Source organism: Fastidiosipila sanguinis, from assembly GCF_002998295.1.
Classification (GTDB): Bacteria; Bacillota; Clostridia; order Saccharofermentanales; family Fastidiosipilaceae; genus Fastidiosipila; species Fastidiosipila sanguinis.
Genome location: NZ_CP027226.1, coordinates 877,426 through 902,708, shown reverse-complemented (window position 1 = coordinate 902,708; position 25,283 = coordinate 877,426). Strand labels below are relative to the sequence as shown.

Here is a 25,283-nt window from a genome sequence, read left to right as displayed (position 1 = left end):
CATGAAAGGATTAACAAGGTTAGAGCTTAAAAAAATCATACATAGCAATAGCGCCATATTGCTTGTTATTTTTTTTCTTATCATACTATCCTCCATTGTCTCCATATCAAGTGTCGATATTATAGACAACAATGGTGAATTTTATAGTGGTATAGGTGGATGGAAAATATTATCAGAACAAGCCAAAGTTTCGGATGGATATGTCACCAAAGAATACATGCTTAAAGAAAAAGAACGATATGATAGAAGTAATGGAAAACCATATATCGAAGGAACTCGAAAAGAGGATAGGAAACTTGGATTAAAATTAGTCTATCCACAAGATTTTCTATTCATGACGTTAAATGCTCCCTATGGACAAGATATTTTAACGACCTATATAGACATGAATTTGACAGAACAAGAAATGGAAGATTTTTATGTTAATTGGCCAAAGACAGTTATTGAAGTGCTTAAAAGGACAGAAACGCCGTATTCTGATCAAGAGTATAAATTAATATATTCCAAAGCGAAGGCGGTCGAAGAACCTTTCTATTATGCGTATAATATGGGGTGGCAGGCGTTTTCGAATTCTTTAGAACAGACTTGGTGGGGTTTTGCGATTTTTTTAAGTGTCCTCTTTGCATCTGCATTTCAAAAAAATTCAACGGTAGGCATGAGTGAAATTACGCTTTATAATCGAGAATCAAGAAAGAAATTATATGGTCATAAAATATTCGCTCAATTGCTATTTGGAGCAAGTATATACTTAATGTATATTTTATCAATTCTTCTAATTGTAGGTGTTATTTATGGACTTCACGGTTGGAATTCGTCCATACAATTTATTGACTCAGTGAATATCTTTTCTCTCAAAGTATGGCAAGGGATATTATTTAAGATAGCAGTAGGGTTAATAGCTACATTTATTTATGTATATTTTATATCCTTTTTATCTTTGTTATTAAAAAACGATAAGGGAACAATTGTAGTATTTACTTTATTAGAAGTGTTGTTAACATATAAATCTAATTGGCTGGCTAACACTTCTGAAGTAGTATTCAATCTACTTCCGCAAAATTTTATTCGTGGGATATTGAGTACGAATAAACTTTTTTTTATAGGAGATCAGATAGTTCCGTATGGGTTTGTAACAATAATGGTTGGCTGTCTATACATTCTTATTCTCGAATTTGCTAGTAAATGGTTATTGAGAAATTATTATATTTAAGGAGGGATCAGGAATGAAAAAGTTAAATACACTCCACAATGAAAACTTAAAAACGCTCTTAAGAGAAAAAATTGTTTTTGTTTACGGAATAGCCATTATCTTCATCATCCTATCCGGCCTTTTCAGTGTCTCAAAAGAATATTTATATCAAGAAAATATGGAAATTAGTGATGGAACAGAATGGAGATTTTTTATTGAAGATACTAAATTGTCTAATGAATCAATTTCTACAATGATAAAAAAATATATAGGTGCTGATGTCTCCGAACGAAATACGATTGATGTTCAAGATCAGTTTATTGTAGAGAAGATAAAAAGAGTATATGGGGAAAATTGGAATACTCTTGAAAATGCCAATAAAAAGTTTTTTGGTGAAAGGGCGAAACTTATTGAATCACAAGATTCAGGAAAAACACCTACTTTACAATCATTACAAGATGGTTATGTCGAAGGTTGGAAAGTTATCGATACGCTTTTCCCACAAACACTTTATGTAATATGGCTATTTATTATGCTCATGTCAATCCCTATTTACCATAAAAGTAAAAGATCGGGATTTCATGAAATAAATATCAGCACAAAATATGGAAAAGACCAAATTAATAAAATCAATTGGATTAATGCCTATGAACTTTCAACTGGTATATTCATCTTTGGTATCTTACTTCTCTACTTATTTGTTTGGAGTAGGTATAGCCTAAATGGATACCATCTAAATATTCAAACAATACCTAAATATTTTTTAGCAACGACATCCTGGAGCATATATAAAACATTTATAATGCAAATCCTTATTGCTTATATAGAAACACTTGTCATAGTAAATATTAGTTTAATTATCAGTATTCTAAGTAAAAGCGTCAAAGTGGGTTATGGTCTAATGGTTTTATTGGGTGCATGGCAGTTTACTTTGTTGAAATTATTTAGAAATAAGAGTCATATGATTTTCGTTAACTACTTACCTTCTGAAATTTTTAAAATTGAAAATTTCATCTATGTGGGGATAAAACTGGTATTATTTCTCGTCTTATTGTTTTTGATAAGTGAGTTGATCCTTTATGGATTTATTAGAAAAGTTAAAGAGCATGAATATGTATAGTACTTTTTTAATGTTTCAGAGGGCTGAGTATACTATGGATGATGGATACGCTCATTTGTTAGAGCATTATTTAATATTACGTATAAGAAAAGAATTAGGGGTGAAAATTTTTGGAGAAACATCTGGAATATATATGCTCTTTTGGTGGGTATCCAGAAAAAATAAAATAGACAAAATTATTAATTTTATAGATATAGAAATAACTAGAATTTGGAATACTGATCGAGAAATATTAGCGAAAGCCATAGTAGAGGTATCTGATGAAATTCAATCTAGAAGCGTAGATATACAAAAATATATAGATATGTGTTTAAAAGTAAATGGTTTTTTTTCAGGATCACCTCTAGGTTTAGAGTCAGTAGATTTAGAAAGGATTCAAGATGTAGATTTTAGTAAAGCGATTTATTTGGATAAGAAAAATATTTATATTTTTGATGCATCAGGCAACCCTATAAGATGCCAGGAAGAAAATATATTTGAGGATTTAAAAGATAAAACGAGTACTCTAAATAATATAATATTTACAAGTGAATTTACTGAGAACAATATTAGATTAATTTACAAGAATAAAAACATTTTTACAAAAAAAGAGGAGATTTATTTTTTAGCAAATCATTTATCTAAAATTATGTTATCTAATATCATTAGAAGACTAATGTTAACGAGTTTAGATTTCACTAAGGATCGTGGACAGGGAAGGATTATTCTATATAATAACTTATTTCTATACGAATCATTTGAAATGAACGGGAAAACTAAATTCGAAAATGCAAAAAAAAATTTTATCAAAGCATCTAAAAATAAAGATAAAATCTTTTCGGAAGGAGTAGAAATATATAGAGAGATAAAGGAATGGTTTCTAAATAATGTAAATAAATGCGAGTACAATCTAATTAAGGCTGAGGATTTAAGGAAAGAAATAATTTATAATTGTGTATATGGCGAATCTTATTTATGCAGAGACTATAATATACTGACAAAATCACTAGATGTTCTGAGTGAGGAAAATTTTCTAGCTTATATAGGTTTGTTTTTTGAAGAGGGCTCATAAATGCATTTTGCTTCAATCATTTTGAGCGGGGGGAGATAAGCATGAACAACAAATTAAAATTGAGTACTTTAAAAATGGCTGTTAAAATTTTAGCGAAAAGTTCTATGCTCTATTTTATTTTACTGCTTTTTTTAAGTATTATTTCGGGATTACCCTCTGTAATAAATTTAAAAGTATGGGAAGAAATTATAAATGAAATAGCTGACGGATTAAAGTTTGGAATAGATAAAAAAACTATTATAGTATTATTGTGCATTCATTTTGCTGTTTATATGATGAGTATAGTATCTAATAAATTAATTAAATATATAAATGATGTTTATACAACAAAGATTGAAATGAAGATTTCTGAAGATATAGTTAAATTTTCTAGTGAATTAACATTAAGTGAAATTGAGAATCCAGATACTCAAAATCATTTAGGAAAAGTTGGAGATAACACGACCTCAAAAGTATCAAACATGATTGATATATTTGTTGACATAATAAAAAATATAGTGGTATTTGTTGGGGTTGTAAAAATAATACTAAGTTTTAACATATGGTTAATAGTATTAATTATGCTATCTCTCATACCGATATTTACATTAAATAAAAAAGCTGTAGAGACAATGTATCAAATGTATGACGAGACTTATGAAAGTCTTAGATTAGCTGAATATCTTAAAAAGACATCATACTCCTATCAAGGGAGTAGAGATTTAAAAATTTTTTCAGCTTTTGATTTTATAATAAGAAAATTAGGTGCTATTTATAATGACATATTAATAAAGAAGAAGAACGTTAATAGACAAAATTTATTTTTGACTAGTTTTGGTGATATTACCGAATCACTAGCAACTTATGGCACAAAAGTATTAATTATATTTGATGGTATAGCAAAAAAACATACAATAGGATATATTACAATGGTTTTTGGGGCAGTAGACCATTTACAAAATTGTTTAATCAACTTTATTTCATCATTACTAAATCTATATGATAGTTTACTTTATTTGGACAGTTATCGATATTTACAAAGCATTTACGAGAAACATAAAATATCCGTAGACAGCTCTAAAAATAGGTATAAATTAAATAGCTTATATGATATAGAACTTAGAGATGTTTGGTTTAAGTATCCGCAAAGTGAAGAATATATATTAAAAGGGATTAGTATGTATTTTCAAGCTGGGAAAACATATGAGATTATAGGATTAAATGGATCAGGAAAAACAACATTAGTGAAGTTGATATTAGGGTTATATTCACCAAGTAGGGGGGAAGTTTTAATTAATGGGAAAAATATTTCTTTTTATAGTCTCGAGGACTATTGTTCGCTTGTGAGTGCAAATTTTCAAGATTTTACAAAACTACCACTGACAATTGCAGAAAATATTTCTATGATTGACAATAGCAAAATTGATAAATCTCGGTTAGAAAGAGCAAGTAGATTAGGATGCAGTTCTAATTTTATTAGAAAAAAGCAAAGAAAGTTTGATGAAATTGTGACTTTAGGGTGGGAGAAAAGCGAGGATTTATCGTCGGGACAGTGGCAAAGGGTGAATTTATCTAGAACTTTTTATCAAGATGAAGAATCTCAGATTAGAATTTTTGATGAGCCTACATCCAATTTGGATTTGTTAGCAGAATATAGCGTATTCAATAACATCATAGAAAAAACAGGAGATTTTCTAAATATAATAATAACCCATAGATTTTTTTCAGTTGAAGGTATTGATGAGATTTTTGTGATAGAAGATGGAGTGATAACAGATCACGGTAACCATGAGTATTTATTAAGAAATAACAATATGTATAAAAAACTATTCAATACTCATGAAGGATCGACAAAGTTATAGATAAGTGGAACAAAAAAAGTAACGGGAGTATATGATGTCCCATTACTTTAGATAATCTTATATTTTAAAAATTAAAAAACAATCTATTTCTTAAATAAATCATCTTTAATCGAATAGTAATTCCCAACAAATAAAACTTCCCAAACTCCATCAGTATTTTTTTGCATAAGGACATCATCATAATTGCCATCAAGTCTTCGTGCTTCCATAACAATCAAATCAGATTTGTCGACATTAGCTATTAACTCGCTATTAGCTCGTGGTTCTCCATAAATTAATTTTTCAAATCTAGGGTCTACTGAAGTGCCTACAGTCATTTCTTCAGAGAACTCATCATATTTTGGATAAAGATCAGGATGCTCATCAATGTACTTGCTAAGCCCATTCATTATAGATACAAAATCTTCTTTTGATCTTTTTGGAGCTAATCCACTTCCAGCGACAAAAGAACCAGCAATTCCATCTTCTTTATATGTCTTTTCATTTTTCTTGCGTTGTTGAGAAATCTTTTGATCTATTGCAATATCTTCCTTACTTCTATCGAATTCATCCAAGTTATCATTAGACGTTAATTTAGAATTATTCATATTAGACTCAGTAGATTTGATATTTTTATAACCTGAAAATTTATTAATAGAAAATAATAGAAGTATAATTACAACGATAAAAACTGGTAAAATAAGATATTTTCTTTTCATTATTTTCTCCCCACCTCCAATTACTACATGTATTATACTCCTTTATTCTATAAATAGCAATTGAATAGACGACAAATAGTTTATTTAAATGGAAGATTGTCTATCTCATAGTAAGATAAATTTCACTAATTCAATCTAAATAAGAACAGTAGATTATTATATTAGCATAAAAAAGCTTAGGCTTTGTGTAGTATTACTTAGAAATTTACACTATATGGAGAAATTAAATATCCACGCCAGAGGAGTTGGAAAATATGCATAAGCATATACATGCAGATGCCGCAGAGAATGATACTGATAGGCAACAAGTTACAAGTTGCGAAAGAATATTATGGTACAATACGATCCATTAGTCAAATGAAATCAAGACGTCCCCTAGTCATCCGAAATCACATACCGAAGATGAGATAAAAATTATCAGAGAAAAATATCGTTATCATAAACATGAGGGATTAGGACAAGTCTATAGAAAATGCAGAGATGCTGGATATAAGCGTAGTTATGAGTCAATGTGCAAACAGATAAAGAAACTAAAAGAATACGAAAAACCAAGAAATGTCAGTTATCCTAAAAGTAAATATAAACCGTTAGAAGGAAGATATCCAGGAGAGTTTGTAGAGATAGATGTAAAATACGTGCCGCTTGAATGTATAGGATTTAAGAGTAATTATCAGAGATACTATCAGATAACAGCCATAGACCTATATAGCAGGAAAAGAGTATTAAAGATAGTAAACGAAAATAGCACGTATGAAACATCAAATATGTTAAAAACCCTAGAAGAAGAATTTGGATTTAAGATAAAAACAGTGCAAACAGATAACGGTCGTGAATTTTGCAATGATAGAGGAAGGAAAGAATCTTTATTTGAAAAGAGTCTAAGACAATTAGGAATAAAGTACATAAGGACAAGACCATATTCACCTTGGCAAAATGGAGTAGTTGAAAGAAGCCATAAAATAGACAATGAACTCTTTTACAGTAGAAGAAGATTTAAAAGTGAAAGGAAATGTATAAATCATTTCAACGATATAGTGTAAGGACAAATAATATAGCAAGAAGAGTACTGGGATTTTAAGACACCAAATGAAATGGTAGAGGACTATATGGCAAGAGTAGCATAGATTTAAAATCAGATGGCTTTGGTCACATATGTTGACAACACTAGAGAAAACTAGTTGTAGTAGTTCTAATGAATTGATTAAAAAAAAGTATTGCTATAATGAATCTATTTGTTTTTAATAATAGGGTGTATAATGGAGTTTATTGAATTAGAATTAGTAGGAGGTGCCTAATGAATAGTGAGAATAGTTTAGTCTTATTTAAGACAGTGAAAGATTTATATAGGTATGTTGAAGATTACAGTAAAAGTAAGGTCTCTAAAACAGCTAATTCTTTAGGCGTTATTTTTACTGATGGAGAGGTTAATTACTGGTATGATAGCGGGACAAGTAAGGTTGTAGAGTTAGATGATAAAACTTGTGAATTCATAAAATTGCTTCAAACTTATGATTTAAATCCAGAAAAATTTGAGCAGGCAGTTGAAATGTTAGGAATTGATGAAGAAGAATTGATTACATTTATAAATCGCGAGGATTTATTTAAAGGATTTAAAATTAAAAACTTGCATTCAAGTGAATTTTTAAAATTTGTACACAATCAAATTCAACAGGGATGTACACAGCTAATCATAGAATTAACTCAAGCATGTAATATGAGATGCAAGTATTGCATATATAATGATACCTATTCAGGTAATAGAAATTTTGGAAATAAGAATATTTCACTAGAAGATGCCAAGTCTGCAATAGACTATATCTTTGCAGAAGGTGATAAGAATGAGATAGATATAACATTCTATGGTGGAGAACCTTTAATTAATTTTGAGGTATTAAAAGGTGCAATAGAATATTCTATTTCTAAATCAAAATTAGACGATAGGAAAGTTAATTTTTCATTTACTACTAATTTGACACTTTTAAATGACGAGATGATAAACTTTTTCAAAGGAGTTAACAATTTATCAATAATGTGTAGCATAGATGGACCGAGAGAAATCCATGACGAATATAGAGTCTATAAAGGTGGGAAAGGAACCTTTAATGATGTAATTAATAACTTTGAAAAGCTTTGCTCAATTTCAAGTGTAAATGATACTTTTCATGTCTCCGTAAATTCTGTTTATATGCCACCATATAGCATTGAAAAAGTCGAAAAAATTGATTCTTTTTTCAAAAATATACCGTATATACCTAAAAAATTTGACTATCAAATAGGTTATCCTAGCTTAGATACACTTCCTGAATATTTGATAGATGATATATATTATGAGGACCAAACCTTGAGACATTGGCAACAACGAAAAGCTGTTTTATGTAATACATTTGATGAAATACACCAAACATCATTTACTGATCCATATGTAAAGATCCATTCTAGACCTATTACTAAAAGGGCTTCGAATAAAGTTTCCCTAAATGGATGTTGTGTGGCTGGATTTAGAAGACTTTATGTTACTGTAGATGGGAACATATTACCTTGTGAAAGAGTCGGGTTTGCTCCTAGTTTGGGTAATATACATTCAGGAATAGATTTAGACTCACTATTCACTAATTATATCTTTAAGTTTTCGGATGCTTGGGCACCGTATTGTAATGATTGTTGGAGTGCAAAACTATGTAGCGCATGTTACGTTGATAGGGTTAGTGGAGATGGTATTAATCAGCCAGATATGGCTATCTGTGAGTATGAGAGACAAAGTAATCTTATTTATTTAGGTCAATATCATTATTTGTTGAGAGTTGCTCCAGAAAAATTGGAGAGCCTCAATGAAGATATTGTAATATAGTGCATGACACGAGTTTTTAATTTCAAGGAGATGAAATTATGTTAAAAGTAAGAAATCCATATCAAAGAGAAATTGTTGAATCTGAAGATATTGCTTTTAGAGCTCCATGTATGTGTAGTACAGTAAAACAAAATTATACTGCAACAAAACAATCAGGTCCTGGATGTCAATGCTCTTGTAACGGTAGTACAAATTACGTCTACAATAAAGATTCAGCTAGAAATTAACTGAGGAAAAATCTTTAAAAAAGTGCACAAATATATAGTGTGGTAGCTAAGTATTAGTGCATAATCAGTCGTAAAAGTATAATGTGTCATGCATAGTGAAAGGGATGTTGCGGGGGTGTTTCCGTAACATCCCTTTTTCATATTTTCAAACATAAGCTGAATTATACCATTTTTTCACAACACTATCAATTTTTTTTACTTACAAAGGACTTATGGTAGGCTATTGACTTAAGAAAAACAAAGATGTATAATATTTTATATTAGCAAATTAGCTAATAATGTAATAGGAGGTAATCATGAACAATCACGAACTGACTTTTGGGGATTTTATTTCTCAGAAGAGAAAGGATTTAAGAATCACCTTAAAAGATATGGCGGATAGGCTTAATATTTCCTCACCGTATCTAAGCGATGTAGAGAAAGGAAAAAGAGACTCTTTTGACTTAGACAGGTTGAACCAAATTGCTAAAATATTAAACTTAGATGAAGAAGAATCATCCATTATGATGGATTTAGCTGGTAAGCAAAGAAATACGGTGGCACCTGATTTGCCAGAGTATATTTTAAAGACTAAAGGCTTAAGCGTAGCTTTGAGAAAGGCTAGAGACTTAGATGTTAAAGAAGAAGAATGGATAAAATTCATTGAAGAAATTGAAAAAGAGAGGTAGGCATGTATCAATACAATTTTAGTAAATCGAGTACAGGGCTCCATTTATTACCTTAGATCAAATAGAAGTACTGACTGAAAATATTCTCAACAAATATTGTCCATCTGCAATCGAAAATTTTGAAGCGGTAGATATTGAGGGACTGGCAGAATTTGATTTAGGGTTTAATGTTGAATATGCCTACTTATCTCATAACGGTTGCTATGCAGGAATGATGGTCTTTAATGATGACCAAGTAATACGAACAATGAAAAGCCTAATGCAAAATATAAAAACTGGACAATGGGAACTAGAATATCTTACAGATAGAGCCAATACTATTCTAATAGATAAGCAATTGGATAATCCAAGAGATAAAGGATTTAGAAGATTTACCCTAGCTAATGAATGTGGCCATGGTGTAATTCATCCGTGTGTATTCTATAGAGATCCAAACCAACTAATTTTTTTTAATGAAGAAGAAAAGCCTGCGTCACTAGCTTGTAGAACTGGCGATGTTAATAAGAAGAAAAATAAACGTTGGGGATTCATGGATACAATAGAATGGCAGGCAAACACATTTGCTTCTTGTCTTTTGATGAATAAAAAAGCAATTATAAAGTATTTATACTATCTAGGTTATGATAAGCATATTAAGGATGAGACTTATCTATTTGATTTCATCATGAAAGTATCAGAGCAATTCCAAGTATCAAAAACAGCAGCATTAGTTCGATTAAAAGTATTAGGCTATGCACCTAATAACTTTGAATTAACAAAAGAACTATATAAATATAATTATTGGGATATTATTTACAGGTAGGTTCTATAAAACGCACAGTCAAAATAGTTTTGTAGATAGAATAAAAAGTCTAGAATAAAAATTTGTAAATAATTTTAAAAAAGCTATAAGTTTATCCGCTTATAGCTTTTTATCTCTCCACTTCCTTTCCATAATAATTTTCATAGTTTTTCCTATACTGAACAAGGTCGGAAAATTGTTCTTTATTCAAAGAATACTCTTGCATAAGGGTATTCTTTTTTTCTTGCAATTTATCGAGGTTTGATAGTATTTCTTTTGTATTTGGTAGTTTGTTATAGTTTTCTAAGATCTCTTTAGCGGCTATTTTATAGACGGAAAGTTCACTATAATACTCCTCTGCAAATTGCTTATCTTCAGGATTTTTCTTGTGGTATTTATAGATTTCACGATAGTTATTTATAGTATTAATATTTTCCATATCTTGGAATAAACTCTTCATCTCAGTTTCAATTTTCTTTATTTTATCTAACAAGTCTTGTCTATGATCAGCAGATTTTTTGATTAGCTCATCGAGTTGAGTAATTGAATTAATTCCTTGTTCTCTTAATTTAATTATCGAATCTGCCATTGTTTTGATATTATGTTTTCTTGCCCAAACTTCATAGCCTTTAGAGGATTGAGCCTTTTTATTAGCAGAGATATCAATAACATTTCCTACACGTTTTTTAATAGAATTAGCTTTATTTTTAATTGCTAAATCTATTCTTTCTTTGATACTTTCCTCAGCATAATCTTCTCCGATAGTCTTAGCTCTTGTAAATCTTTGCTTATCTTTATGACGAAAAGCAATATGTTTACCAAACTTAATTTCATAATCAAGAGATTTCATATTTTCTAAAAATTCTTCCCATGATTTAGACTTATTAATCATTCTGTCTATATCAAATTGTAGTTTAGATTTCCAAGAATTTCCTTTTTTGTTTTGGTCATATTCGTACCAAGATTTACCAGCAGTTTTATATTTTCTTTTGTAAGCTTCATAATATTCATCAATGACTAAGAGCTTATTTTCTCTACATAATTCGTCACTTTGAAATCTGATTTTATGATAAGATTTTTTATTAGATTGGTAGCATTTACCAGTCCTGTAATTAACGTTATTAAAGATTATATGGTTGTGGATATGCCCTCTATCTATATGAGTTGCAAGAACAAATTCATAATCTTCTTTTAAAATTTTCTTGCATAATTCCATTCCTATTTCGTGAGCTTTTACAGGATCAACCTCTCCTGGTAGAAAAGATTGGATTAAATGCCTAGCTAAAACTGTACCTTTAGTATCATTGTCTTCTCGTGTTTTCATAAATTGAATATGGGCAGTAGATGGATGACATTTAAATGAAGATACCAAGACTTTTTCATCAGTTTTTTCACTCTTAGTTATATAATCTATTGCCAAATTTAGAGTTGATTTTATAGGATGTATTTTTGTAATTGCCATACTAATCACCAGAACTTTCTTTTGATTTATTTAGAAGTAGAGAGTGGATCTGCCATATTTCTCTTGATAATTTTTCTATCTGCTTATTCATAGATTCAATTTCATTTTTGTAAATAACACCAGTTGTATTAGTAGCTTTTGCAATCTGGTTTATATTATTCGTAGCATTTGAAAGTAACCATTGTAGGTTTCTAAATGGTTCTAAATCTACTACATAAATTTCTTTTTCTAATACGCACTTTCTAAGAAAGTGAGACATAGTTTTGCAATTAGCAAGTTTCATTTTCTTTTCAAAAATTTCTTTTTCTTCTTTAGTTAGTTTAATTTCTATTCTTTCATTTCTAAATCTATTTGCCATTTTATTCTCCTTTATAAAATATATTTCGGGGTCTTAGGGTTCTCCCTAACAAGGTAAAAATTAAAAAAATGGAGCATTCCGTAAAGGTCTGCTCCATTAATTTTTTTCGTAAGTGTCCGTACACTTACTGTGCTTGCTATTAAAGTTATAAGCATTAAGCGTATATTAAGTTATTCTTCTAATTTTTTAGTATCATCTTCTAATTCCAAGAATTTATCAAAATCACTTTTGTAGAGTCTATCTTGTATAATTCTATATTTTTCAAACTCACTTTCTGCGTGCTTTTTTGCAAGAGCTGCAGATACTTTTCCTGAATCGTTTAGAATTTCTTTATCCCATAATTGCAAAAATCCATTTAATCTTTTTTCCCAATCTTCCATAGTCATAGGGATATGTCTTTCTGCTTGCAGTTCTGCCATGTCCAAATATGATGAAACAATTCTTTGCATTTGATTTAATTCTTCTTCGTTTAGATAATTTTTTGCAACGACTACATCATATTTATGAATTTTTGAATCTGGTGATCCTTCCCAAGTAGTAAGTCCCATATTTTTAGTTTTGTGATTGGCTCTATCTACAATTAATTCAGCTGCAGTTTTTCCATGAATTGCATAGTGCAATTTATTTTGAATAGCTGCAAAAAACCTTTTTGTTGCTTTTGCAGATGGATCATAGTCTAAAGATGTGGCATAAATATCTGTGATTTTTTGATAGAATCTTCTTTCAGATAATCGAATCTCACGAATTTTTACAAGTAATTTTTCAAAATAATCCTTGGTAAGTTTTGTGCCAGAATTTTTGAGTCTTTCATCATCCATTGCCCAACCTTTAATTGTAAAATCTTTTACAATTTGGTTTGCCCACTTTCTAAATTGGACGGCACGTTCGTTATTTACTTTAAAACCTACTGCAATAATTGCTTGTAGGTTATAGTGTTTTGTTTCCCTTGAAACATTTCTAGAACCTTCTTTTTGAACTATTAGGAAATTCCTAATAGTTGCTTCTTCTTGTAATTCACTATCGGCATAGATTTTTTTAAGATGTTCATTTATTGTGGCGACACTAACATCATAAAGTGTTGCCATCATCTTTTGTGTTAGCCAAATATTTTCATCTTCATATCTAATTTCAATAGCTTCTTGATCATCACCATTTGCTGCAATAAAAGTCAAGTATTCAGCAGCAGAGGACCTAATTTGAAGTTCTTTTTTTTTCTGATTTTCGTCTTTATTTTTATCCATTTCTTTACTCATAATTTCCTCCAAGTATAAATTTCATTCTACCTTTAAACACTGGAATACTAATTAAGAATACAATTACATAATGTATAAAGGAATTTATCATCATACTTTTTGTTATTGGTAATTGATGATAAGTTTGACCGATTATTTTAAAAGCACTTAGTGTGCTTGTAATAAAATCAAGTGCCAACCATAAGGCAACTGCTGATCCTATGAAAGCAATTATATAGTTTAAAAGTTTACTGATTTTTGGTAGCTTTTGATTTATTAAAACTAGCAATATTCCATAAATTATTACTACTGTAATTGAAAGGGGAATAGCCAATTTGTTATCTAGTTTATCTTTTATGGATATATAAAATCCTAAACCTACAACTATAAAATCAATCAAAAATGCTGAAATTTTTACAGAGTAGGTAGAGATGAGATAGTAGAAAACTATTCCAGAAAGGATTAATAAAAAATATCCTGTAATAAAAATTCCCATAGAGTCTCCTAATAATAATCATCATGTTCAGGGCGATAGTTTTTAAGAAAATCTCCCTGAGGTATATTAACATTAACTGGTTTATTAAACTTGCCCATTTTTGCTAACTCAGAAATTTTTAGATTTAGTAAATTTATATCTACGCCTAACTTTCCAGCAATTTCATAATCACAAACTTGATCATTAATATTATCGAAGACATCTTCATCACTTATTAATAAATGAGCTGCAAAAATATTAGCTTCAGTTTCAAATTTATTTGTAGGGTTTAATACTGTTTGGTCATGAAAAGCTCCACCTCTCATACAATAATATCTGTGTAGTTGATCGTGACCTAATTCATGTGCTAATATAGTCTTTCTATTAAAATTTGTGTTGCTACTGATAAAAATAAATCTGTTTCTTTGAATATAATGGTACATTCCTAAAAGTATTTCTGTTTTAGGTAGATATACCAAGTTAATATTCAAAGCTTCTATTAATTCGATAGGATCTCGTGTCTTATATTTTTTTATAAGTCGATTAACCTTATCATATATATAGCGATTCATGCTCATAAAATCACCTAATCTTTTTTCTTACGACCGTATTTCTTGTTTTCTCTTTTAGCCTCCCAATAAGCACGAGTAATAGCTTCAAAAGCAGCATCTTTATCTTCGTCAGAAATTTCTCCACCAGCAAATAAAGAGCTTAGACCTTCTGTTAATGCTCTAGCTTTTTCTAATTCCCTTTTGCCACCCATGTTATAAACTCTATTTAAAAACTCGTCACTTTCTTCTAGAAGATAATTGTAATCACAGTCCATAACTTCAGCTATTTTTTTGTAAACCTCGACATCTCTTGGGTATCTTTCTCCGTCTTCATAATGTACAAGAGTTCTTGTACTTATTCCTATCATTTTTGCAAAATCTGCTTGACTTAACTTTTCTTTTTCACGAAATTCCTTTAATCTATCCGCAAAAGCCATAACTTTAACCTCCTGTACTAATGTGCATTTATAACTTTTAATACGAACAATAGTGCTTGAATTATTTTTCAATTTGAGATATAATACAAACTGAACTTATATTCATATTATAGCACAAACATTCAAGTTTGTAAATAAGTTGTATTGGGGTGATTAGATTGAGAATAAGTAAAACTTTAAAGAATATAATGAACATGTATGCAGATAGCAACTTGAAATTTGAAGAGATCAGTTCAGCTGCAAAACTTATTTTAAGTTTATATAGACAAGTTACCTGGGCAGTAGATAGCAGGGCAAATTTTATGATGTTTGAGAGTAAAGAAAACTATGGATCAACTTCAGAATCTGCTTACTTGTATCTTTCTACATTTGCTCCAGAAAAAGTTGAAGAAAAGTTTAATAATAGAGTTTCCAATGTAATGGATAGTAAGCTTATGCTTTTAATAATTTATGATGCCTGTGTTAGGTTAAAAGTTTATCCAGAGTATGGAGAAATCTATCATAAGATTATTTATAATTACTACATTGCTGAAAAAAAGATTACTGATGAAGCTTGTATGAGAAGTGTATCTTTAGAGAGAACTGTTTATTATCAAAGAAAAAAGGAAGCAATTGCATTGGTTGGTGTAATAATTTGGGGATATACTTTACCGACTGCTATTAGCCAACTTGAAGACGGTCGTAGCATTGAAGAAATAATGAACATCTAAGAAATTAATTTATGACGAACTTATTGCGTACTATTTCCGAATGAAAAAAGTACCATATACGAATTTTATGTGTACTTAAGTGCATATATAATATCCATGATAGGTGATTTGCACCTAAATTTAATATTGGCATTTATTGACTGAAAGAATTTATTTTCTTTCGGTCTTTTTTTATGCCCAGGAGAATATATGCAAAGAATTAGAAGCCCTCCTTGTGTGAATTTTATTTTCAAACAAAAGAAATTCATGTCAACAAGGAGGAAAAATTAATGGACAAAGAATACTATTTATTTGTAGAAGGAAAGAAAGTAGTTGTTAGCAAGGAAGTATATCTTGCTTATCATAGTGAATTGAATAAAGGGAAATATCAAATGAGAAGAGACAGGTTAAATAACTGTTTCTTTTTTTGTTCCTATGATCATGATGGTAATTTTGAAGAAAATTTAGAAGATCTGGAATTTGATGTTGAAAAAATTATCGAAACAAAGGAAATGATTGAAGAAGTAAGAAGAGCTATTTCTAAACTCAACCCTGTTGAAAGAGACCTAATAGAAAGCCTCTTTTATAAAGAAGAAACAATTAGAGAAGTAGCTGCTAAACTCAATATATCTCATCCAGCCGTTATTAAAAGGCGTAATAAAGTCTTAGAAAAACTAAAGGAAATGTTAGAAGATTTTTAGATGAAAGTTACCAAGAGGGTCTAATTTTCACTGTTACTTATGCAGTGGGAGTTGGACCTTTTTATTTATCCAAATTTATTTTTGAAAATTGGTTACCAAGAAAGACTTCTTTTCACTGTTAAGTATAAGAGGGTAATTTTAAACAATTTTGTTTCATCAAGATAAGTATTTTCTGATGGTCAAATTTTAAAAAAGATTAATAACTCTCGATAAATTTTGAACCTTAACAATTGAATAGACCAAGACAAGACATTAATCATTTTTGGAGCGTGATAACCTATCCGCCAAGATCTTTCTGCTGAATAATTCGGCAAAACAAGTACTGCTAAGCTAAAAGCAAGGGAAGAAGAAAGGGAGCGATAAGTAAGAGTTTGAATATAGGGAGGGATACCCTATTCGCTATGAAGAAAATGAGGATAATGATACTTCTAAGGTTGAAGCCGGCTCATCCTGAACAGAGGCGGAGGTGAGATTCCTATGTTGCTAATCCAAGGCACTTGTCAATGTCAAAAAACTTTAATTTTATATTGTGAGGTAAAACCTATGAATACAAAAGAAAAGAAGAAATATAAACCTAAAGAGCAAATATCAAAAGAAGATTATTCTAAAAAAATTACTTACACTCAAAGTGATAAAGAATCCCTCGACTTACTAGATATTGTTGAGCTTTATTTATGTAGAGCTTGTATAAGACTATAAGCTGGGGTGCTGACTTAAAAACTTGGGTGCGGTAAAATATAAGTGGTAGAAGAACTCCTTAATGACTATTTGCCCAAATACAAATTAAGGAGGTTTTGTGATGGAAAAATTTGCTTGTATGTATCTTCGTTTATCAAGAGAGGATGGAGATAGCACAGAAAGTAACTCTATTTCAAATCAAAGACAGATTATCAAGTCATATGCAAGGGACAATGATTTTAAAGTTGTTGCTGAATATGTAGACGATGGCTTTTCAGGATCTAATTTTGACAGACCAAAATTTAAGAAGATGATTCAAGAGCTTGAAGAGAAAAAGTTTAAAACAATTATTGTGAAGGACTTATCCCGTTTTGGGAGAGATTATATCGAGTCAGGTAAATATCTACAAAAGATATTCCCAGAAAAAGGTATAAGATTTATATCCGTAAACGATAACTATGACAGTGAAAATGCAGATGTAAGTGATACACACTTAATTCTTCCGATAAGAAACTTTATTAATGATTCTTATTGTAGGGATATTTCTATGAAGGTTAAATCTTCAAAAGAAATTAAAAGAAAGAATGGTGAATTTATTGGTGCATTTGCTCCTTTTGGTTATAAGAAGGATAGCAAAAACAAACATAAGTTAGTCGTTGATACAGAAGTTTCGCACATAATTGAAAGAATCTTCAATATGAAGATAGACGGTTATTCGTCTAAGGCTATTGCAGATTTTTTAAATAGCATAGGTTGTGTAACACCATCTAAGCATAAAGAAAATTCTGGCGATAATCATACCACTGGTTTTATTGTTAAAGACTCTAAATGGGACGCAAAAATGGTCAATAGGATTATTACAAACAAGGTCTATATAGGAGTGCTTGAACAAGGGAAAACTAGAAAACTAAATTACAAATCTAAGAGAGAAGTAGAAGTAAATGAAGAAGATTGGATTGTAATAAACGACTCTCATAAGCCCATTATTTCAAAAAGCATTTATGCTTTGGCTAATAAGATGATGCTCCGAGATGTAAAACAATCGGCAGATATACCACATATTTTATCAGGAATGCTTTATTGCAAAGACTGTGGATCTTCAATGGTTAGAAGAAAGGTTAAGTCCAAGAATGGATATAATATTTTTTATATTTGTTCTCACTATAATAACAAAGGAGATTGCACAAGACATAGCATAAAAGAAGATTATCTACTTGATATGACTCTTTTTGCACTTAAAGATTATTTAAAAAAATACAATGAATTACTAAGTCAAGTTAATAAGTTAGATGTATCAAAAGTAACATTTAACATTGATTTTGAAAGTTTAAACTCAGAAAAAAGAAAGTATGAAAGACTTAGACAATCTTTATATATGGACTTAGAAGACGAACTTATAACTTCTGAAGAGTTTGAAAGGTTCAGAAAAAATTATCTTATTAAGATCAGGGAAATAGAGAAACAAATTGCTACAAAGAAAAATATACTTGCCAACTTGCAAGAAAAGATGAAAAAAAAGGACAGTTTGGTTTCCGAAATTGTTCCCACTGATTTAAGCAGTCTAAATAGACTAACAATTATATCTTTTATAGATTGTAAGGTAATAATACATATGTGACATAAAAACAAAAAATAGAAAGCCATCTGGTACAATGAATTTCACTACAAACCATAGTAATCAGAGAAAGGCTTTCTATGAAAATAAGTATAACAGAGGAAATTAAATATCGCCAGAGGGTAGTTGAATATGCCATAAAGCATAATAACAATGCAGATGCAGCACGAAGATATGATACAAGTAGGCAACAAGTACAAAGGTGGCGAAAGAAATATGATGGTACAATACTATCATTAGCAAATAAATCAAGACGTCCCCATAGTCATCCGAATCAACATACCGAAGATGAGATAGAAATTATCAGAGAAAAATATCGTTATCATAAACATGAGGGATTAGGACAAGTCTATAGAAAATGCAGAGATGCTGGATATAAGCGTAGTTATGAGTCAATGTGCAAACAGATAAAGAAACTAAAAGAATACGAAAAACCAAGAAATGTCAGTTATCCTAAAAGTAAATATAAACCGTTAGAAGGAAGATATCCAGGAGAGTTTGTAGAGATAGATGTAAAATACGTGCCGCTTGAATGTATAGGATTTAAGAGTAATTATCAGAGATACTATCAGATAACAGCCATAGACCTATATAGCAGGAAAAGAGTATTAAAGATAGTAAACGAAAATAGCACGTATGAAACATCAAATATGTTAAAAACCCTAGAAGAAGAATTTGGATTTAAGATAAAAACAGTGCAAACAGATAACGGTCGTGAATTTTGCAATGATAGAGGAAGGAAAGAATCTTTATTTGAAAAGAGTCTAAGACAATTAGGAATAAAGTACATAAGGACAAGACCATATTCACCTTGGCAAAATGGAGTAGTTGAAAGAAGCCATAAAATAGACAATGAACTCTTTTACAGTAGAAGAAGATTTAAAAGTGAAAAGGAAATGTATAAATCATTTCAACGATATAGTGTAAGGACAAATAATATAGCAAGAAGAGTACTGGGATTTAAGACACCAAATGAAATGGTAGAGGACTATATGGCAAGAGTAGCATAGATTTAAAATCAGATGGCTTTGTCACATATGTTTGACAACACTAGAACTAACAATTATATCTTTTATAGATAGAATTGAAATCGGAGAAAATAATGAGATTAATTTTGTCTTTAATAATTTGGAAACAGTTAACTTACTGAAGACCCTTATAAAAGAAGAAAGTGAAAGTAAGTCCGAAGTAAAGAAAAATTTGATTTCAATAAAAAAGGTCTTTGGAAATGCTCTTGAAAATAAGACTCCAATGCAATTAGCTGGAGGTGTTTTATAATGGCAAGAACTTCCAAAAGATATATTGAAAAGAAAAGCGAAAAGATAGAAAGAAAAGTCTTTAAGGCCGGAATTTATACAAGATTATCTAACGAAAGAACAGAAGAGTGGAGAGAAAAATCATACTCAATAGAAACTCAAATACTGTCTTGTAAAGAATATGCATTAAAAGAAAATATAGATGTTTTAGAAGTTTACACCGACTATGAATATAGTGGGACAAACTTTGAAAGACCATCATTTCAGAATATGATGCAAGATATTAGGGATAGAAGAATCAATTGTATTATTATCAGAGATTTATCAAGACTTGGAAGAGAATATCTCGAAATGGGAAGATTGATTGATAAAGTTTTTCCTTTTTTAGGTGTTAGATTTATTTCTGTTAATGATAAATTAGACACAGTCAAAGAAACAGATTCAAAGAAATCTTTTGAGGTTACTCTTAAAAATATTATCAACGATATGTATGCTAAGGATATTTCAGTTAAGATAAAGACCTCAAAACACAATAGGGCAAGAAACGGATACTTTATTGGTTCTGTTCCACCTTATGGTTACAAGATTAAAAAATCTAAAGAAGGTCAAAAACTTGTAATTGATGAAAATGTTAGATTTATAGTGGAAGAGATGTTTGATTTAACTCTTCAAGGCAAAAGCCAATATGAAGTAGCAAAGCATTTTAATGAAAAAGGGTATGCTCCTGGAATGATTTACTATAAAACTGGGAGAGTTTACAGAGAAAATGATGATCCTGAATGGAATAAAGGGACAATTTCTAAAATGCTTACAAACCCAGCTTATACAGGGACTTTAGTACAAGGAGTTAAGCAACAAAATCTTGCAAAAGGAATTAAGCAACATTTTGTAGATGAAAGTCAGTATATAATTTGTGAGAATGCACATGAAGCAATCATTTCTAATGAAGTTCACGAAAGAATCTTACGAGAAAGACAAGAAAGAAAGAAAAATCATGTTTTCAGTTCGCCAATGCACAATTTTGAAAATAGGGACAATGAAAACAGATTTAAAGGTCTTGTAATCAATAATAATACTGGCAAAGAACTTAATAGAAGAACTCGTATCTATGGTAAAAATAGAGATAGACTTTACTATTCATTTCAGAATGAGAGATTTAGTGGAAGTATAAAACCCGAAAAATCAGTATTCATTATGGAAAGAGATTTGGATCAGGCTATTAGTGATAAGATTTCTGAGTTTATTATGAAGACAACTAGCAAGACAAAATTTGTTAACCGAATTAAAGCTAGATTTAATAACGCAATAGATACTTTTAAGAAAGACATTGAAAATCTTAAAAGAAAAAATCTAAATGAAGAAAATATCATTCAAAGAGCCTATGAAGAATATAGTCTAGGCAAGATTGTTAGAGATGAGTATCTATTAAAAAGAGAGATTGCTCAAAGTCATATGGCTACATTTGATAACGAGATTTCAGCAATTGAAGTTAATATATCAAAACTTAAAAAAGAAAGATTAAAATCAACAAAATGGATAAATGATTTATATGCTTCAAGAAATTTGAATAAGCTACCTGGAGATTTAATCCATAGCTTAATTGAAAAAATAATAGTTTATGATAAACACGAATTTGAAATAGTCTTTAAATTCAATATAGATAATTTGGTAGGAGGAACATGCGATGAGTAAGATTGCTCTTTATATCAGATTATCAGTTGAAGATATGATAAAGACTGATGAGAGTGAAAGTATCATAAACCAAAGAGCATATCTAAACGATTATCTCGACAAGAATGAAGAATTTAAGAACTTCACAAGAGAAGAATATGTCGATGACGGATATTCTGGAACAAATGAAAATAGACCAGCCTTTCAAAGAATGCTCGAAGATGTAAAGAAAAATAATATACAAACGATAATTGTAAAAGACTTGTCCAGATTTATGAGAGATTATATAACGCTTGGAGATTATCTTGAAAATATATTTCCATTCCTAGGAGTAAGATTCATTGCCATAAATGATGGCTATGATAGTGACAAAGAAAAAGGAAATGGAACAGATTTAGATATTCAATTCAAGGGACTATTATATGATTTCTACACAAAAGATATTTCTGAAAAAGTAAAGTCATCTATGACCACACTTAAAAAACAAGGAAAGTTTTTAGCTTGGAGTCCACCATTGGGATATATGAAAGATCCTAACGATAGACACAAAATTATAGTTGATGAAGAAACAGCTTGGATAGTAAAGAAGATTTTCAAACTTGCACTTGATGGTATATCTTCAAGAAATATAGCTAAGATATTGAATGAAGAAAAAATACCAACACCATCAAAAAGAAAGAGCGAATTAACCAATCTTGACTTTGAATATTCAATAATTAGAACTGTGAAAAAACCTAGACCAACTTGGACTAATGGTAATGTAATAGATGTATTAGCAAATGAAAATTATACTGGAACTTACACTTTCAATATGCAAGATAAGTCAGTATTAAATCCATCTTCTTTTAAATTCAAACCAAAAGAGGAATGGGGAAGAGTTGAGAATAACCATGAAGCTATTATATCTAAAGAAGACTTTGAAAAAGTTCAGAAGATTAAAGAGAAGAGCCTATTTATGAAAGGTAAAAATACCGATTATGAATGGAGAAAGAAATCTCCACTACAAGGTTTTGCAAAATGTCCAACTTGCAATCACATTTTAGAGTGTGTTCAATCAAAAAGAAAACGTCAAGATGGAAGCATAAGAGTTCACACATATTTTACTTGTAGGATATGTAATTGTAATAATGTAAAACATAAGAACTCAAGGGCAGGAAGCCTTGAAGAGCAAGTATTTGAAGCAATAAAAGAAAAATATGGTCTAGAAGCTCCAAACAAGGATGAAAAAGTAAAAGTTAAACCTATGGAAAAATCTATCGAAGATTTTGAAGCCAAAAAAATGCAAAGTTTTGAGAAGTATAAATTAGGCAAGATGAATAGACAAAAATTCATTGACCTTAAAAATTCGATAGATGAAGAAATACAAGCAATAAAAGAAAAAATACAAAAAGCAAAAGAAGAAAAAGAAGTAATAGACAACACTAAACTTACCAGAGAATTGATGGAAAAATATATAGACTCAGTATTCTGTGAAGGAAACGAAGTGTTGGACATAATATGGAAGTAGCAAAGGGAGTGAACAATCACTCTCTTTTAAATTACATAACTATAAACCCTTTTTTATCATAAGCTTGACATGAGAGGGTACTGCAGGTTTCCTCGTTGGTGCTGCGAATTATCTAAGAGATAAGCATAAAGATTTATTTTATGATTCAGAAAAAGCTAAGCACTATCATAACTCCATGTTTACTGGTTATGATATGGACACGACCATGCTTCGTATTGGTGCCATGAACATGATGCTCCACCAAGTTGAGAATCCGCAAATATCTTATCAGGACTCTTTGTCAGAGGATAACCCTGATAGGGAGAAATTCTCATTGATTATTGCCAATCCACCATTTACTGGTTCTCTCGATTACGATATTGTTGCTAGCGATATTCTCGCAAGTATTAAGACCAAGAAAACTGAATTATTATTTGTTGACTTGATTATTAAAATGCTAAAAATTGGTGGTAGGGCTGCAATTATTGTGCCTGATGGTGTGTTGTTCGGTTCTTCTAGAGCTCATAAATCCTTACGTCAGGCTATTGTAGAAGAGAATAGATTAGAAGCTGTAATTTCTATGCCTAGTGGTGTGTTTAAACCGTATGCAGGGGTTTCTACAGCAGTGTTAATTTTCACCAAGACTGGTATAGGTGGTACGGATAAAGTCTGGTTCTACGATATGGAAAATGATGGTTACTCTCTAAACGATAACCGTAATCCAATTGATGTTAATGATATTCCAGATATAATTGAGCGTTTCTGTAATTTAGAAAAAGAAACTGATAGATCTCGTACAGAGAAGTCTTTCATGGTGCCTAAAGCTGAAATTGTTGAGAAAGATTATGACCTCAGCATTAATAAGTACAAAGAAATTGTTTATGAAGCGATTGAGTATGAAGCTCCAGAAGTGATTATTGCTAAACTCCAAGAAATGGAAGATGAAATCCAGAAAGGTCTAGAAGAGTTGAAAGGCTTGCTAGGTGAGTAGTATGGAGTGGGTTAAGTTAGGGGATGTGGTTGAATTTGTACTTAGTGGAGAATGGGGAAAAGAAGTAACTGATTTAACTAAAACTGCGTCTCCAGTTATAAGAACTACAAATTTTAATAATGATGGAACAATTGATTACAAAGATATTGTCTATAGAGATATTGATTTAGAAAAAAAACAAGATAAATTAATTAAAAAAGGTGATATTTTAATTGAAAAGTCTGGTGGAAGTCCAAATCAACCAGTTGGCAGAGTTGTATATTTTGAAGCTGAAGATAGCAAATTCTTCAATAATAATTTCACTTCTATCTTACGTTTAAATAGTGATTATCATTCAAAATATATTTTCTATCTTTTTAGATATTTGTACAAAATAGGTGTTGTAAATAAATTTCAAAATAAAACAACTGGGATAATAAATCTTAAGTTAAAAGACTATTTACAGCAAACAAATATTTTAATATATAAAGACAAAGAAGAGCAGAAAGTATGTTCTGAATCATTAGATTTGATATTTGACATTATCACCACCCGAAAAGCTCAAATTGCTGCTTTAGATGAACTAGTTCAAAGTGTATTTTATGACATGTTTGGAGAGAATAATAAATATAGAAAGAATTTTCCTCTTACTCCTTTGAATAAGATTGGAATAGTAAGATCAAGTAGAAGGGTATTTAAAGCAGATTATGTTGAAGATGGTGTACCTTTTTATAGAGGAAAAGAAATTACTGAACTATCAAAAAATAAAAATATAGAAATAGAACTTTTTATATCCAAAGATAAATATAAAGAATTGCGTGAAATATCAGGAGTACCAAGTGTGGGTGATTTAATGATTACTTCAGTAGGGACTATTGGCAATATTTGGATAGTAAATAATAAGGAATCTTTTTATTTTAAGGATGGTAATATTCTTTGGTTTTTACCAGATAAAAATATATGTAATAGTGAATATTTAAAATTTTCAATTGAATTAGCAATAAAGTCAAAGCTTAAATCTTTAACTAGCGGAACTTCATATAAAGCTTTAACTATAAGCAATCTAGAAAATTTGGAAATCCCAATTCCACCACTAGAACTCCAAGAACAATTTGCAGCTAAGGTCGAAGAAATTGAAGCTCAAAAGGCAAAACTTCAAACTTCACTAGAAGAGATGGAAATACTCTTTGATGCTTTAATGCAAGAGGCATTTAATGGGAATTTAGGATAAAATAAAGGATAAGAAAAACTAACCACAGAAAACCTAAGGAAAACAAAC

General features: G+C 30.1%; 24 protein-coding genes and 1 pseudogene. 18 read left to right on the top strand and 7 right to left on the bottom strand.

Annotated features, from left to right (window positions below; all coding sequences use genetic code 11):
• The first annotated feature begins 1 nt into the window (after window position 1).
• Genes C5Q98_RS03900 through C5Q98_RS03885 form a run of 4 tightly spaced genes read left to right on the top strand, consistent with a single transcriptional unit; the run spans window position 2 to window position 5,201 of the window.
• Window positions 2-1,210, top strand: coding sequence for a hypothetical protein (locus tag C5Q98_RS03900; RefSeq protein WP_106012397.1), 1,209 nt, complete (start codon window positions 2-4; stop codon window positions 1,208-1,210).
• A gap of 13 nt (window positions 1,211-1,223) precedes the next feature.
• Window positions 1,224-2,309 (top strand): hypothetical protein, encoded by a 1,086-nt coding sequence (locus C5Q98_RS03895; protein ID WP_106012396.1) that lies wholly within the window; start codon window positions 1,224-1,226, stop codon window positions 2,307-2,309.
• On the top strand, window positions 2,269-3,360 hold the full coding sequence (locus C5Q98_RS03890; RefSeq protein WP_106012395.1) for a hypothetical protein: 1,092 nt from the start codon (window positions 2,269-2,271) through the stop codon (window positions 3,358-3,360). The genes C5Q98_RS03895 and C5Q98_RS03890 overlap by 41 nt, the downstream gene beginning before the upstream one ends.
• A 41-nt stretch (window positions 3,361-3,401) precedes the next feature.
• A complete protein-coding gene (locus C5Q98_RS03885) occupies window positions 3,402-5,201 on the top strand; it encodes an ATP-binding cassette domain-containing protein (RefSeq protein WP_106012394.1) in 1,800 nt (599 codons plus the stop codon).
• Window positions 5,202-5,284: 83 nt separating this feature from the next.
• On the opposite strand, the gene C5Q98_RS03880 is transcribed toward C5Q98_RS03885, so the two are convergent.
• The gene (locus C5Q98_RS03880; RefSeq protein ID WP_106012393.1) at window positions 5,285-5,899 is read right to left on the bottom strand and encodes a hypothetical protein; all 615 of its coding nucleotides are present in this window, start codon (window positions 5,897-5,899) and stop codon (window positions 5,285-5,287) included.
• A 509-nt stretch (window positions 5,900-6,408) separates the two neighbouring features.
• Between C5Q98_RS03880 and C5Q98_RS03875 the strand changes: the two genes are divergently transcribed.
• The 5 genes from C5Q98_RS03875 to C5Q98_RS03855 all read left to right on the top strand — a co-directional run bounded on the left by C5Q98_RS03875 (window position 6,409) and on the right by C5Q98_RS03855 (window position 10,444).
• Window positions 6,409-6,939 (top strand): DDE-type integrase/transposase/recombinase, encoded by a 531-nt coding sequence (locus tag C5Q98_RS03875; RefSeq protein ID WP_106012392.1) that lies wholly within the window; start codon window positions 6,409-6,411, stop codon window positions 6,937-6,939.
• A 254-nt stretch (window positions 6,940-7,193) separates the two neighbouring features.
• A complete protein-coding gene (locus C5Q98_RS03870; RefSeq protein ID WP_106012391.1) occupies window positions 7,194-8,747 on the top strand; it encodes a radical SAM/SPASM domain-containing protein in 1,554 nt (517 codons plus the stop codon).
• 38 nt (window positions 8,748-8,785) lie between these two features.
• Complete coding sequence (locus tag C5Q98_RS03865) at window positions 8,786-8,974, top strand: hypothetical protein (protein WP_106012390.1); 189 nt, start codon at window positions 8,786-8,788, stop codon at window positions 8,972-8,974.
• A 296-nt stretch (window positions 8,975-9,270) separates the two neighbouring features.
• On the top strand, window positions 9,271-9,642 hold the full coding sequence (locus C5Q98_RS03860; protein WP_002834913.1) for a helix-turn-helix domain-containing protein: 372 nt from the start codon (window positions 9,271-9,273) through the stop codon (window positions 9,640-9,642).
• A 211-nt stretch (window positions 9,643-9,853) separates the two neighbouring features.
• The gene (locus tag C5Q98_RS03855; RefSeq protein ID WP_205728441.1) at window positions 9,854-10,444 is read left to right on the top strand and encodes an ImmA/IrrE family metallo-endopeptidase; all 591 of its coding nucleotides are present in this window, start codon (window positions 9,854-9,856) and stop codon (window positions 10,442-10,444) included.
• A 109-nt stretch (window positions 10,445-10,553) separates the two neighbouring features.
• On the opposite strand, the gene C5Q98_RS03850 is transcribed toward C5Q98_RS03855, so the two are convergent.
• The 6 genes from C5Q98_RS03850 to C5Q98_RS03825 form a co-directional block, all read right to left on the bottom strand.
• Entirely contained in the window at window positions 10,554-11,885 is a 1,332-nt protein-coding gene (locus tag C5Q98_RS03850) for a relaxase/mobilization nuclease domain-containing protein (protein WP_106012389.1), read from the bottom strand.
• Between the two features lies 1 nt (window position 11,886).
• Complete coding sequence (locus C5Q98_RS03845; RefSeq protein WP_106012388.1) at window positions 11,887-12,243, bottom strand: plasmid mobilization protein; 357 nt, start codon at window positions 12,241-12,243, stop codon at window positions 11,887-11,889.
• Window positions 12,244-12,413: 170 nt separating this feature from the next.
• Window positions 12,414-13,496 carry a virulence RhuM family protein gene (locus C5Q98_RS03840; protein ID WP_106012387.1) on the bottom strand — a complete coding sequence of 361 codons (1,083 nt, stop codon included), beginning with the start codon at window positions 13,494-13,496 and terminating at the stop codon, window positions 12,414-12,416.
• Window positions 13,489-13,971 carry a ligand-gated ion channel gene (locus C5Q98_RS03835; protein ID WP_106012386.1) on the bottom strand — a complete coding sequence of 161 codons (483 nt, stop codon included), beginning with the start codon at window positions 13,969-13,971 and terminating at the stop codon, window positions 13,489-13,491. Before C5Q98_RS03835 ends, C5Q98_RS03840 begins: the two co-directional genes overlap by 8 nt.
• 8 nt (window positions 13,972-13,979) lie before the next feature.
• Window positions 13,980-14,528 (bottom strand): ImmA/IrrE family metallo-endopeptidase, encoded by a 549-nt coding sequence (locus C5Q98_RS03830; protein WP_106012385.1) that lies wholly within the window; start codon window positions 14,526-14,528, stop codon window positions 13,980-13,982.
• An 8-nt stretch (window positions 14,529-14,536) separates the two neighbouring features.
• Window positions 14,537-14,938 carry a helix-turn-helix domain-containing protein gene (locus C5Q98_RS03825; RefSeq protein WP_004026815.1) on the bottom strand — a complete coding sequence of 134 codons (402 nt, stop codon included), beginning with the start codon at window positions 14,936-14,938 and terminating at the stop codon, window positions 14,537-14,539.
• A 158-nt stretch (window positions 14,939-15,096) separates the two neighbouring features.
• Here C5Q98_RS03825 and C5Q98_RS03820 point away from each other — a divergent pair, with 158 nt between their 5' ends.
• From C5Q98_RS03820 to C5Q98_RS03775, 9 genes and pseudogenes are all read left to right on the top strand, one after another.
• A complete protein-coding gene (locus C5Q98_RS03820) occupies window positions 15,097-15,648 on the top strand; it encodes a hypothetical protein (RefSeq protein WP_210388535.1) in 552 nt (183 codons plus the stop codon).
• A gap of 269 nt (window positions 15,649-15,917) precedes the next feature.
• A complete protein-coding gene (locus tag C5Q98_RS03815) occupies window positions 15,918-16,328 on the top strand; it encodes a sigma-70 family RNA polymerase sigma factor (protein ID WP_106012384.1) in 411 nt (136 codons plus the stop codon).
• 543 nt (window positions 16,329-16,871) lie between these two features.
• Complete coding sequence (locus C5Q98_RS07730; RefSeq protein ID WP_002837550.1) at window positions 16,872-17,027, top strand: hypothetical protein; 156 nt, start codon at window positions 16,872-16,874, stop codon at window positions 17,025-17,027.
• Between the two features lie 100 nt (window positions 17,028-17,127).
• On the top strand, window positions 17,128-18,624 hold the full coding sequence (locus tag C5Q98_RS03805) for a recombinase family protein (protein WP_479723662.1): 1,497 nt from the start codon (window positions 17,128-17,130) through the stop codon (window positions 18,622-18,624).
• Window positions 18,625-18,701: 77 nt separating this feature from the next.
• A complete protein-coding gene (locus tag C5Q98_RS03800) occupies window positions 18,702-19,631 on the top strand; it encodes a DDE-type integrase/transposase/recombinase (RefSeq protein WP_106011804.1) in 930 nt (309 codons plus the stop codon).
• A gap of 267 nt (window positions 19,632-19,898) precedes the next feature.
• Window positions 19,899-21,569, top strand: a complete 1,671-nt coding sequence (locus C5Q98_RS03790; RefSeq protein ID WP_106012383.1) for a recombinase family protein — start codon at window positions 19,899-19,901, stop codon at window positions 21,567-21,569.
• Window positions 21,562-23,055, top strand: a complete 1,494-nt coding sequence (locus tag C5Q98_RS03785) for a recombinase family protein (RefSeq protein WP_106012382.1) — start codon at window positions 21,562-21,564, stop codon at window positions 23,053-23,055. The genes C5Q98_RS03790 and C5Q98_RS03785 overlap by 8 nt, the downstream gene beginning before the upstream one ends.
• 76 nt (window positions 23,056-23,131) lie before the next feature.
• Window positions 23,132-24,025 (top strand): annotated as a pseudogene (locus C5Q98_RS03780) (HsdM family class I SAM-dependent methyltransferase); the annotation flags it as partial.
• A 1-nt stretch (window position 24,026) separates the two neighbouring features.
• Window positions 24,027-25,235: a restriction endonuclease subunit S gene (locus tag C5Q98_RS03775; RefSeq protein ID WP_106012381.1), complete on the top strand. Its 1,209-nt coding sequence runs from the start codon at window positions 24,027-24,029 to the stop codon at window positions 25,233-25,235.
• Window positions 25,236-25,283: the final 48 nt, after the last annotated feature.